Origin of the sequence: Chryseobacterium ginsenosidimutans (assembly GCF_039536845.1) — a bacterium.
Classification (GTDB): domain Bacteria; phylum Bacteroidota; class Bacteroidia; order Flavobacteriales; family Weeksellaceae; genus Chryseobacterium; species Chryseobacterium ginsenosidimutans_B.
The window spans coordinates 13,091-25,450 of record NZ_BAAAZJ010000003.1 but is presented as its reverse complement, the minus strand read 5'-3'; the positions used below and the strand labels follow the sequence as shown (position 1 = coordinate 25,450).

The 12,360-nt window shown below is 31.9% G+C and carries 14 protein-coding genes; 13 read left to right on the top strand and 1 reads right to left on the bottom strand.

Translation table 11 applies throughout. From position 1 onward, the window contains the following. Positions 1-42: 42 nt before the first annotated feature. From pdxA to ABD745_RS00160, 13 genes are all read left to right on the top strand, one after another. Positions 43-1,134, top strand: coding sequence for a 4-hydroxythreonine-4-phosphate dehydrogenase PdxA (gene pdxA, locus ABD745_RS00220; protein WP_344823377.1), 1,092 nt, complete (start codon positions 43-45; stop codon positions 1,132-1,134). Between the two features lie 84 nt (positions 1,135-1,218). Next, positions 1,219-1,734 (top strand): YceD family protein, encoded by a 516-nt coding sequence (locus ABD745_RS00215; protein WP_344823374.1) that lies wholly within the window; start codon positions 1,219-1,221, stop codon positions 1,732-1,734. Between the two features lie 59 nt (positions 1,735-1,793). Further along, positions 1,794-1,997 (top strand): 50S ribosomal protein L32, encoded by a 204-nt coding sequence (gene rpmF / locus ABD745_RS00210; protein WP_007843326.1) that lies wholly within the window; start codon positions 1,794-1,796, stop codon positions 1,995-1,997. A 127-nt stretch (positions 1,998-2,124) separates the two neighbouring features. Then, a complete protein-coding gene (gene accB / locus ABD745_RS00205) occupies positions 2,125-2,607 on the top strand; it encodes an acetyl-CoA carboxylase biotin carboxyl carrier protein (protein ID WP_047399267.1) in 483 nt (160 codons plus the stop codon). A gap of 98 nt (positions 2,608-2,705) precedes the next feature. Then, on the top strand, positions 2,706-4,061 hold the full coding sequence (gene accC, locus ABD745_RS00200; RefSeq protein ID WP_047399266.1) for an acetyl-CoA carboxylase biotin carboxylase subunit: 1,356 nt from the start codon (positions 2,706-2,708) through the stop codon (positions 4,059-4,061). 242 nt (positions 4,062-4,303) lie between these two features. Continuing rightward, positions 4,304-4,759 (top strand): hypothetical protein, encoded by a 456-nt coding sequence (locus tag ABD745_RS00195; RefSeq protein WP_344823364.1) that lies wholly within the window; start codon positions 4,304-4,306, stop codon positions 4,757-4,759. 130 nt (positions 4,760-4,889) lie between these two features. Further along, complete coding sequence (locus tag ABD745_RS00190) at positions 4,890-5,399, top strand: hypothetical protein (RefSeq protein ID WP_344823361.1); 510 nt, start codon at positions 4,890-4,892, stop codon at positions 5,397-5,399. 173 nt (positions 5,400-5,572) lie between these two features. Continuing rightward, positions 5,573-6,820 carry an ornithine--oxo-acid transaminase gene (rocD, locus tag ABD745_RS00185; RefSeq protein WP_344823358.1) on the top strand — a complete coding sequence of 416 codons (1,248 nt, stop codon included), beginning with the start codon at positions 5,573-5,575 and terminating at the stop codon, positions 6,818-6,820. Positions 6,821-6,823: 3 nt separating this feature from the next. Beyond that, a complete protein-coding gene (locus tag ABD745_RS00180; protein WP_344823354.1) occupies positions 6,824-7,609 on the top strand; it encodes a glycosyltransferase family 2 protein in 786 nt (261 codons plus the stop codon). A 95-nt stretch (positions 7,610-7,704) separates the two neighbouring features. After that, complete coding sequence (locus ABD745_RS00175; RefSeq protein ID WP_344823350.1) at positions 7,705-8,370, top strand: polysaccharide deacetylase family protein; 666 nt, start codon at positions 7,705-7,707, stop codon at positions 8,368-8,370. Between the two features lie 29 nt (positions 8,371-8,399). After that, entirely contained in the window at positions 8,400-9,161 is a 762-nt protein-coding gene (locus ABD745_RS00170; RefSeq protein ID WP_344823345.1) for a glycosyltransferase family 2 protein, read from the top strand. A 4-nt stretch (positions 9,162-9,165) separates the two neighbouring features. Further along, complete coding sequence (locus ABD745_RS00165; RefSeq protein WP_344823339.1) at positions 9,166-10,149, top strand: WaaS/CpsH family glycosyltransferase; 984 nt, start codon at positions 9,166-9,168, stop codon at positions 10,147-10,149. Continuing rightward, entirely contained in the window at positions 10,146-11,084 is a 939-nt protein-coding gene (locus tag ABD745_RS00160) for a glycosyltransferase family 2 protein (RefSeq protein WP_344823334.1), read from the top strand. Before ABD745_RS00165 ends, ABD745_RS00160 begins: the two co-directional genes overlap by 4 nt. A 3-nt stretch (positions 11,085-11,087) precedes the next feature. Here the strand turns inward: ABD745_RS00160 and ABD745_RS00155 are convergent, their stop codons facing one another. Further along, the gene (locus ABD745_RS00155; RefSeq protein ID WP_344823328.1) at positions 11,088-12,350 is read right to left on the bottom strand and encodes a glycosyltransferase; all 1,263 of its coding nucleotides are present in this window, start codon (positions 12,348-12,350) and stop codon (positions 11,088-11,090) included. Between the last annotated feature and the right edge of the window lie 10 nt (positions 12,351-12,360).

The following is a 12,360-nucleotide window of genomic DNA, read 5'->3' as shown; positions in this document are numbered from 1 at the left end:
TTTTGCTAAATTTGTAAATTATAATGTTCAAAGATAATCAAAATGAGCCCAAAAAACCATAAAGTACGAGTAGGAATTTCAATCGGAGATTTCAACGGCATCGGTCCCGAAATCATCATGAAATCCCTTGCAGACAAAACCATTACGGATTTTTTCACGCCAGTAATTTTTGGTTCGGGGAAATTATTTACCTATCAGAAAAATATTTTCAAGCTTAATGTAAACTTCAATTACATTAATGAAGCTTCACAGGCACAGGCAGGAAAACTAAACATGGTAAATCTTGTGAAGGAAAATTCTATGGTAGAATTAGGAACTCCAACAGAGGAATCCACAAAAATGGCAATTGATTCTTTAGAAGCCGCAACAGAAGCTTTAATAAAAGGAGAAATTGATGTTTTGGTAACTGCACCGATCAATAAAGATGAAATGATGAAAATGGGCTTCAAACACGCCGGTCATACAGGATATTTTGAAGAGAAGTTTAACAAAAAAGGGTTAATGTTTTTGGTAACGGAAGATCTGAAAGTAGCTGTTTTAACGCATCATATCCCGATTGCTCAGGTTGCCGAAAATATTTCTAAAGAGAAAATAAAAAAACAGATCCGAGTTTTAAACCAGACTTTAATTGAAGATTTTAATATTTCAAGACCAAAAATTGCGGTTTTAGGACTGAATCCGCATTCCGGAGACGGCGGTGTGATCGGCAATGAAGAAATTGAGATTATTTCTCCGGCAATCAAAGAACTTTCAGACAACGGAATTCTGGCTTTCGGGCCTTTCCCGGCTGACAGTTTTTTCCAGCCGAGCAAATACAAAAGTTTCGATGCAGTTTTAGCGATGTATCACGATCAGGGTTTAGCTCCATTTAAAACTTTAGCTTATGAAGAAGGGGTAAATTATACAGCTGGACTTCCTTTTATCAGGACATCTCCCGATCATGGAGTTGCTTACGATATTGCAGGAAAAAATGTTGCAGATGAGCAGAGTTTTACCGAAGCCATATTCACAGCTATTAAAATTTTCAAAAACAGAAGTGAATATAACGATTTGATGAGCAACCGAATGCAGCCAAGAAAAATGGCAGTAGATAACGGAATCGATGAAGATTTACCGGATGAAACTGATGCATAAATCTTTAATAAAGATTTTAAATTAATTTGTTGGAAATTTTATTTGTTATTATAAAAAAATTGCATATTTTTGCACACTCATTTTATGGACAAGTTAAGAAACTATGACGTAAGCTTTTCCGGACTGAAAACCGGGAAACATCAGTTCAAATTTGAGATAGATAGAGAGTTCTTTCAATTATTTGATACTGAGCAGGAATTTACAAATCCTAAAATTACAGCAGATGTTTTATTAGATAAACATTCTACTTTTTTAGAATTTGATATAAAAGTAAATGGGACTGTAGAATTGGTTTGTGATATTACCAACGACAATTTTGATCATCCTATTGAAAACCAGATCAGGGTTTTGGTAAAGTTTGGAGAAGAATATGATGACAGCGAAGAAGATGTTATCACAGTTCCTGCCAACGACCATGCCTTCAATATTGCACAATTGATTTACGAAAGCGTGGTACTTTCAATTCCAATGAAAAAGATATCACCGAACGTAAGCGATGAAGATCTGGAAATTCTTGAAAAATTCAGTCCAAAAGAAGCTGAAGAAGAAAAAAGCGATCCGAGATGGGACGCACTAAAAAATTTAAAGAATAAAAATTAAATAGTTTAATGATGAGATGATGAATCTCATCGCTCATCAATTAAAAAAGTTATTACAAAATGGCACATCCAAAGAGAAGACAGTCGTCTACAAGAAGAGATAAGAGAAGAACTCACTATAAAGCTGTAGTTCCTCAATTGGCGAAAGATGCAACAACAGGAGAACTTCACCTATACCACAGAGCTCACTGGCATGAAGGAAAACTATACTACAGAGGAAAAGTAGTATTGGAAAAAGAAGTAGCAACTACTGAAGAAAACTAAGAGTCGCTTTTCATTGAAAAACACTCGTTTTTATACAAAAACCGCCCGATTTTTATAAAATCTGGCGGTTTTTTGTTGTTTTTTATGTTTTTTTGGTATCTTTGGGACAAAATCAAATATCAAATTTATGGACATTAAAGACATCCAAAATCTTATCAAGTTTGTATCTAAGGCTGAAGTTTCTGAAGTGAAGTACAAAACTAAAGATTTCGAAATCACTATTAAAACTCCATTAGCCGGAAGCGACGCTGTATATGCTCAACCTGCAGTTTACCACACTGCTCCTCAACAAATGGCGGCTCCTGCACAAGCTCCGGTTGCTGCATCTGCACCTGTTGAAAAAGCTGAAGCTGCGTCTGATGACAGCAAATATATCACCATCAAGTCTCCAATGATCGGTACTTTCTACAGAAAGCCATCTCCAGATAAAGATGTATTCGTAAACGTAGGAGACGAAGTTTCTGTAGGAAAAGTAGTTTGTGTAATTGAAGCAATGAAATTATTCAACCAGATAGACTCTGAAGTAAGCGGAAAAATCGTTAAGATTTTAGTTGACGATGCTACTCCTGTAGAATACGACCAACCTTTATTCTTAGTAGATCCATCTTAATTAGAAGTTAGATGTTAGACATTAGATGTTAGATTAAATTCTACATTAAAATAACATTATCTAATTTTTCAAATTATCTAATTTTCAAATTAAAGAAGATGTTCAAAAAAATATTAATTGCCAATCGTGGCGAAATTGCAATGCGTATTTTACGTACTTGTAAAGAAATGGGAATCAAAACTGTTGCAGTATATTCTACTGCCGACAAAGACAGTCTTCATGTAAGATTTGCTGACGAGGCTGTTTGTATTGGTCCTGCAATGAGTAAAGACTCATACCTAAAAATCCCTAATATTATTGCTGCTGCAGAAATCACAAATGCAGACGCCATCCACCCGGGTTACGGATTCTTATCTGAAAATGCTAACTTCTCAAGAATCTGTCAGAAAAATGGCATCAAATTTATTGGTGCTTCTCCTGAGCAAATTGAAAAAATGGGAGATAAAGCAAACGCTAAAGCTACGATGAAAGCTGCAGGTGTACCTTGTGTACCCGGTTCTGACGGATTAATCGAATCTTACGAACACGCTGTAAAAATTGCTGAAGAAACAGGATATCCTGTCATGATCAAAGCAACTGCAGGTGGTGGTGGAAAAGGCATGAGAGCTGTTTGGAAAGCTGAAGACCTTAAAGATCATTGGGAATCTGCAATTCAGGAAGCTGTGGCTGCATTCGGAAACGGAGGTATGTATATGGAAAAACTGATTGAAGAACCTAGACATATCGAAATTCAGGTCGCTGGTGACCAATTTGGAAAAGCTTGTCACCTTTCCGAAAGAGACTGTTCCGTACAAAGAAGAAACCAGAAATTGACGGAAGAAACTCCATCTCCATTCATGACAGACGAACTTCGTGAAAAAATGGGTGAAGCAGCTGTAAAAGCAGCAGAATTTATTTCTTATGAAGGTGTTGGAACGATCGAATTCTTGGTAGACAAGCACAGAAATTTCTATTTCATGGAAATGAACACAAGAATTCAGGTAGAACATCCAATTACTGAGCAGGTGATAGATTATGATCTGATCAGAGAACAAATTCTTTTGGCAGCAGGAACTCCTATTTCCGGAATTAATTATTATCCGAAATTGCATTCAATCGAATGTAGAATCAACGCTGAAGACCCTTACGCTGATTTCAGACCTTCTCCGGGGAAAATCACAGGACTAAACATTCCTGGTGGACACGGTGTAAGAGTTGATACTCACGTATATTCAGGATATACAATTCCTTCCAACTATGACTCAATGATTGCAAAATTGATTACAACAGCACAAACTCGTGAGGAAGCTATTGCAAAAATGAGAAGAGCTTTGGAAGAATTCTATATTGAAGGAGTAAAAACTACGATCCCTTTCCACAGACAATTAATGGATAATGAAGATTATCTTGCAGGAAACTATACGACAAAATTCATGGAAGATTTTGTAATGGATAGAAAATACGATAATCATTAAGATTATTTTAAAAATAAAACATTGAAACTGTCTCTTTTTGAGGCAGTTTTTTTATGCCTGAAAATTGAATTGATTATAAAGAAAATATATTTCAAAACTATTTAAACTCTTAAAATTTTCTTAAAAAAATAGCCCTTTTGTGTGATTGTGACATTCTTCTGTTTGGCTTAAATTTGATAAAACCCTTTCTATCAATAATTTATAACCTAAAAACTGTTACCATGAAAAATTTACAATTACTATTGCTCTGTCTATTTGCCAACATCCTTTTTGGCCAGACAAAATTCGACAATGAAAAACTGGTGCTTGTTCAGGATATTTTCCATAATTCTACCAAGAAGAATATAAATTCATTCATGAAAGATAAAGGTTATACTGTAGGCGAAGTTGAACAAGGAGGAGAAGATGGCGATGCTCATAACTTCAAATCGGAGTTTAGCCGAGTGCAGGTGCTCTATACTCCGAAAGGCGAAATCGATGGGATTGTAATGCTTTACGCAGGAGCAATGAATAACACTTTTATAGAAATGAAAATTAGAGATGCCGGATTTACATTCGTAGAGCATTCAAACGTCATCGACGGGGTAGATTTTACAAGAAAACAATGGAGTAAAAAAGGTCAAAAAACTTCTTTTGTTACCTATGCAGATAGTGAAGAAAAAATTGGTTTTCTAGGCTATGGAGAATTTAAGGATTAAAAATTAAATCAATTAAAATAATTTGTAAATCCCACAATTTACTGATTGTGAGATTTATAATTTTAGACATTACTTAAAATTATCAAAAAAATTCATGCCGCTTTTAAACCAAATAAAAAACAAACACAAAATGAAACAAAATAATATAAAAAGATTATTGACATTCATACTAATCTTCGGGATTTGGAATATCACTTTTGCTCAGGAAAAAACAATCATTAAAATTCTGAATCGAGAGTTGAAAAGAGAAGTAAAAAATCAGCTTAAATCATCAAATTTTAATGGCGATACCATACGTATTATTAAAGAATTCAGTATTGATAATAATAAAAACCTGTCGTTTCAGATAAAGAAAACAAGTCCATATCTTATCGGATATCAAATTATAAAACAGACAGTTTCTCTTAATAAAATTTTAAAAATAGGAAAAGATATTCAAATCATTCTGGAAACAGAAAAAGATGCTGTTACAACAGAAGTTATCAGCTCGGATGGCGACGAAAAAGAACAAACCATAAAAGAAAACCTGTTTTTCCTTTATCTTTCCAGCGAAAAGCAAAATGATGATCTAGGTATTGAAATACAAAAAGCCTTTCAAAAAGCCGGTATTGATGTAATTAAGGAATATTGGTATGATTAATAAATTTCTACCCGAAAGATATAATACCTACAACGTTCTATTAATCTGGGCAATATTTTCTAAGGCATTTATTTTAACATCAAAAATGCACTTAAATCAAGCCCTTCCTTAGTATCTGGTTTCTGTTTATGCATCTCATTAATAATGTTTACATTTGTGGAAAACCTAAATTTATGTCAACAGTAGAAACAGCAAAAAACTCACAGTATTTTATTGACCTTGAAGACAAACACGGCGCACACAACTACCACCCTCTTCCAGTAGTTTTAGACAAAGGAGAAGGTGTTTTCGTTTGGGATGTGGAAGGCAAAAAATATTATGATTTTCTTTCAGCATATTCTGCTGTGAACCAAGGACATTCTCATCCGAAAATTGTAGAAGCTTTGGTAGAGCAGGCAAAAAAATTAGCCCTTACTTCAAGAGCATTTTACAACTCAAACTTAGGAGAATACGAACAAAAAATAACGACTCTATTTGGTTTTGATAAAGTTCTACCAATGAATTCCGGAGCTGAAGCGGTGGAAACTGCAGTAAAATTAGCAAGAAAATGGAGCTATGAAGTAAAAGGAATCACTGAAAATGCGGCAAAAATTGTTGTTTGCGAAAACAACTTCCACGGAAGAACAACCACAATTGTTTCTTTCTCAAACGATCCTGACGCGAATCAGAATTACGGTCCTTTCACTCCTGGATTTATTAAAATCCCTTACAATGATCTTAAAGCCTTAGAAGAAATTTTAGCTCAGGATGCTCAAAATATTGCTGCATTTTTAGTTGAACCTATTCAAGGGGAAGCGGGAGTTTATGTTCCGGATGAAAATTTCCTTAAAAACGCTTCTGAATTATGTAAAAAATACAACGTTCTTTTCATTGCTGATGAAGTTCAAACAGGAATTGCAAGAACAGGGAAATTAATTGCATGTCATCACGAAGATGTACAGCCTGATATTTTAATCTTAGGAAAAGCGCTTTCTGGTGGAATGTATCCGGTTTCGGCTGTTTTAGCAAATAACGAGATCATGAATGTGATCAAACCCGGGCAACACGGTTCTACTTTTGGAGGAAACCCAATTGCATGTGCAGTTGCAGTTGCTGCCTTAAATGTTGTTGAAGAGGAAAATCTTTCTGAAAGAGCAGAAGAATTAGGAAAATTATTCAGAGCTGAAATTGAAAAAGTAATTGATAAATCAGAATTAATTACAAAGGTGAGAGGAAAAGGTTTGTTAAATGCTATTTTAATCAATGACACTCCGGAAAGCTCCACAGCATGGAATATTTGTTTAAAATTAAAAGAAAACGGATTACTGGCAAAACCAACTCACGGAAATATCATCAGACTAGCTCCGCCATTGGTCATTACTGAAGAACAATTACTGGATTGTGTGAGAATTATTGAGAAAACTGTTTTAGAATTTAAATAAAAAATGGCCCTATCGCTTGCTGTCATTACTTATAACGAGGAAGACAATATTGTCAGACTTTTGGATACTTTTTCAGATTCAGCTGATGAAATTATTATTGTAGATAGCTTTTCTACTGATAAAACAAAAGAAGTTTGTGCAAGATATCCTCAGGTAAAATTCTTTGAGAAACAATTCAATGGGTATGGAGAGCAAAAAAATCATGCCCTTAGTTTATGTACTCAAGACTGGGTGCTCTTTTTAGATGCAGATGAAGTTCCCAATAAGGAAATGAAAGAATCTATCCTCGCCATTGTTACCTCTCCGAATACTGATTTTAATGTTTATAATGCAAAATTTATTAATCATCTGGGTATTTATATTATCAAGCACGGAGGTTGGGGGAATGTCGTTCGGGAAAGACTTTTCAAGAGAAATGCAGCAAGATATTCTGATGATAAAGTGCATGAGTTTTTAATCACAGATGAAAAATCCGGAATATTAAAGGGAAATATCGATCATTACACCTACAAAAGTATTCACCACCATGTTACGAAGATTAATAGATATTCGGATATGATGGCTGAAAAAATGTTTGAAAGAGGTAAAAAAATCAAGCGCTATAAAGTTATTTTAAGTCCTTTTTATGAATTTAACAAGGTATTTTTCATCAGATTGGGTTTTCTGGATGGTTTTGCCGGATTTTATGTTGCCAAAACGATGTCTTATTACACCTTTCTGAAATACATAAAATTACGCGAAAAGATAAAATTAATAGAACTTAAAAAAAAGCACATCAAAGTAACATGATCTTACCTATCTGCTTATTTTTACTAATACTATTCATTATCGTCTATTTCAGACTGTATCTTTTTCTTGTGCCAAAAAACAGGCTCATTATTCTGATGTATCATCAGATAGAAAAACAAACTCATGAAGATCTTACTGTAAGCCTTGAAAATCTTGAACAGCAATTTGTCTATTTAAATAAAAACAATTACTCGGCAAAATTTTTCAATGAGATACATACCTCGGCTAAAAAAAGTATTATTCTTACCTTTGATGACGGATATAAAAATAACTTTGATTATTTACCTTCATTACTGGAAAAATATAATCTGAAGGCTACAATTTTCATTTCAACCAAATTTATTCAGGAAGGATACAAAAAATATGAAATGATGACTTTCGAAGAGATCAGAAGTTTAAATGAAAATTATTTTGAAATTGCTCTTCACAGCCACAATCATCAAAATTTCAGAAATATGTCTGCCGACAGTATAGAAAAAGATCTGAAAAATAATATGCAAATCCTTGATTCTGAAAACATCACCTATTCAAAAGTTCTCGCTTATCCGTACGGAAAATATGACAAGAAAAATTCGAAAAAAGCGAATCTTTTTTCTGTTTTAAAGAATACAGGGATCGAATTTGCAGTAAGAATAGGAAATAAAATTAATTATTTTCCTACGCAAAAACCTTATGAACTGTGCAGAATAGACATAAAAGGAAAAGATTCGCTAATAAAATTCAAATTAAAACTTATCTTTGGTAGACTAAAACTGTTTTAAAATTAAGAAATTATTAATTCTATTTCTGAATGAGACAAAATGCTGCAATGGGTATAAGTGGTTTAATCATAACATATAACGAAGAAAAAAACATACAGCAAGTTATCGAATGTTTCAATTTTTGCGACGAAATAATCGTTGTAGATTCATTCAGCACAGACAAAACTGTAGAAATAGTACAAAAGTTTCCTAATGTAAAGGTTATTCAGCATAAGTTTGAAGACTTCACGAAACAAAGAAATCTGGCACTGGATGCTGCAAAAAACGATTGGGTTCTTTTTCTCGACGGTGATGAAAGAATTACCCCTAAATTAAGAAAAGAAATTATTAAAGAATTAAATAAAAAAGAGCAAAAAGATGCCTATTACTTTTATAGAAAATTCTTTTTTGCCGGTAAGCCAATTCATTTTTCAGGAACACAATCTGATAAAAATTTCAGACTTTTCAGAAAATCAAAAGCAAGATATATTGAAGGGAAAAAAGTACATGAAACCTTAAACGTAAAAGGGACAGTGGGAATTTTAAAAAATAAATTACTTCATTATTCCGTTGCAGATTATGAGTCTTATAAAAAGAAAATGATTCATTATGGAGTTCTTAAAGGACAAGAATTGGCTGCAAAAGGAAAAAAATTCAATCTTTTAATTCAATATTCCAAAACCGTCTTTAAATTTTTTAAGGCATACATTTTGCGTTTAGGTATCCTGGACGGAAAAGAAGGGTATCAACTTTCTTATCTGCAGTCATTAAGTGTGTTTGAAACTTATGAATCATTAAAAGAGCAAAATTAGTTGAATGAAGGTTTGTGTAATCAGTTTCGATTTTTGGGGGTATGATGCTCATATTGTAGAAGCTTTATGCTCGAAGGGTATCGACGCTCACCACATTAAAATTGGCGATGTCACACATTCTAATTTTAGTGAAAGGGCAACGAATGCGGTAAGCAAAATTTTCTTCAATAAAAATCTAAAAACAGAAAAGAGACAAAAATTTGTCTTAGATTCTCTAGAACAACTTGGACATCAGGATCAGATCCTAGTCTTAAATCCCGACACTTTTGATCTATCTACATTAGAGAAAATCAGACAATATTCAGACAGACTTATCACCTACCTCTATGATAGTTTAGACAGATTTCCTGTGGAGCAAGAAAAGTTATGTCTTTTTGATAAAATTTTCTCTTTCGACATTGAAGATGTGAAAAAATATGATTTTGAAAAATTAACAAATTATATATATTTACCTCACCTATGCTATAAAAAACAAAATCCTGAAATGGATCTTTTTTACATCACTTCTTATGATAACAAAAGAGTTGATTTCATTAAGCATCTTACAAAAAGACTTTTAGAATTAGCTTTAAAATTTCAGATCATTGTTATTGGAAAAAAAGGCTGGAAACATCAATTAAAAAATATTTTCATTCAGGTTCCTGAAAATCTACATATTATTTTCAGTATTAAAAAAATAAGCCACGAAAAACTTCCTGAATATTATAAGAATTCAAAAGCTCTTTTAGATCTTACGAGAGAAAATCAATATGGATTAAGTTTTAGAGTATTTGAAGCGATGGCACTGGAAAAAAAGATTATAACCGATAATGAATTTATAAAAAGTTATGATTTTTACAATCCAAATAATATTTTGGTTTTGAATGAAACTTGCAGCAATCTTGATCAATCTTTTTTTGAATTACCTTACGAGAAAATTCCTGAAGATATTTATTGTCAATATACTCTAGACTTTTGGGTAGATAAGATTTTTAATCTAAAATCATGAAAATATCAATAGCTCTTTGCACTTATAACGGAGAAAAGTTTATCCGGGAACAAATTGATTCTATTCTAAAACAAACTCAAAAAGTTTCCGAAATTGTAATTTGTGACGATGGGTCTGTCGATTCTACTATTGAAATTCTACAAAATTACAAAAATCGATATCCGGAAATTTTCAAAATTCATATCAATAAAAAAAACCTGAAAAGTGTAAAAAATTTTGAAAAAGCCATTGCTCTTTGTACTGGTGATATAATATTTTTAAGCGATCAGGATGATATTTGGGAAAGAGAAAAGGTAAAAACTTATTGTCATTTTATTGAAAATCATTCTGATATATCCGTAATATGTTCTAATGGTTTTATAATAAATGAAAATAGTAAAAAAATTGATCAGTATACAATTTGGGACATTCCTAAGTTTTTTAAAGAAAAAAACGAAATTGTAAATTATTATGAAATAATTGCATTTATCTCCAATATTGCAACAGGAGCAAGCATGGCCATAAGAAGAGAATTTATAGAAAATATTTTACCAATTCCTGAAATTGAAGGTTTTCATCATGATGAATGGATTGCATTAATAGCTGCTTATGAAAATAAATTCGCTATGATAGATGATAAATTATTCAGCTACAGATTTCATGAAAATCAGCAAGTAGGAGGTGTTTTTGTGGAAAAAAATGACTTTTCTAAAAAAGACCTTTTAAAAAAATTTTACAGCCAAGAATATTCTAAAAATCCATCCGTAAAATTATCTTTTTTGAAAAGATTGAAAAGAAGAGAAAGAAAACTAAAAGAAGTTTATTTATCAACAGATAACAAAATATTCAATAGTATATTGTTAAATATTCAAGCAAAAAGAAATGAAATTACAGAAGAATTAAAGTCTGATAACTTTATTCTTTTCGTTTTGTACAAAATTTTGGGGAAAATATAAGTTTTATTTTTGTTTTTTCCGGTTTCTGAAATACAATTTGATATTATAAATAAACATTACCAGTTTACTTTTCTTAAGAATGTATAATTCATGTTTCATTTTTTCATTATCAATAAATAAATTGATCAATTCATTCTTTATAGGATTTGGTTCGAAAGTCTTAATAATGTTATTTACTCTGGTGTTTACAATTTCTCCTATTTTTTTTACAGAAAAATCACTAAGCATAGTTTCCTGTCCTTTCACTGCCTTATTTTTTACTATATCTGAATTTTCCTTTACCTGCTTCATAAGTTCAGCAGCATGATCTACATTTGGCTCAGACCAAACCGTATTGCTATCATAGTTAATAATTGACGAATCTATTTTAGCTTTTTTAAAATCAACTAAAAAGCTGTTTTCATCATTCATAAACTCAAGATTTCCGGAGTAATTTGTTGCAATTACAGGCTTACCAAAAAACATAGCTTCTGCCATTGTAAGCCCGAAACCTTCTGATCTATGCAAAGAAACATATGCATCACATCCTCTTATAATCTTATATAAAGTTTGCTTATCGTATATTTTTTCTACAATTTTTATATTTTGAAATCCACTGATACGAGATTCAAGCAGTTCTCTTTCTTTTGCAAATTTGGTAGATTTTGATGTTTTAATGGTCAAGGAAACACTTTTATCTGTCTTACCAAAAGCTTTTTCAAATGCATTGATTAGATTAAGCGTATTTTTTCTTTCTAATGTACTGTTGTAATCAAACATAAAAAAGAAATTAAAAGAATCATTATTATAAAAGTTTTCTGATTCTTCGTCCTTCTTATCATCAACTTCAATTTCAATGGGATAAGGAATTACATTAACTGGAAGGTCACAATACTTAACCAAAATATCTTTACAATATTGAGCAGGAACCCATATTTCATCATAAAAATTTAGATTATCAACATATTCCTGAGGAATATATTCCGATTCCCAATTAAGATAAAAAATATTATACTTATTTTTAAAGAAATGTTCTGGATAATGTGCCAATATTTTTTTACCTTCAGATGGTCCTAATAAAACCAAATTAATAGGATATACAGCATCATTACTATAATCTTTAAACGTACTATCTTCATGTCGATGATTAGTTTTAATGTCATAGTTAATTAATGAAACAGGAATTTCGGCTTTATTTAGTGCCTTTATAATTAATCTTACAGCTTCCCCCAAACCAAATTCACCTCCAATGAAACCAAATACATTTACTCCTAATTTTTTTTCCATAATAAAAGTT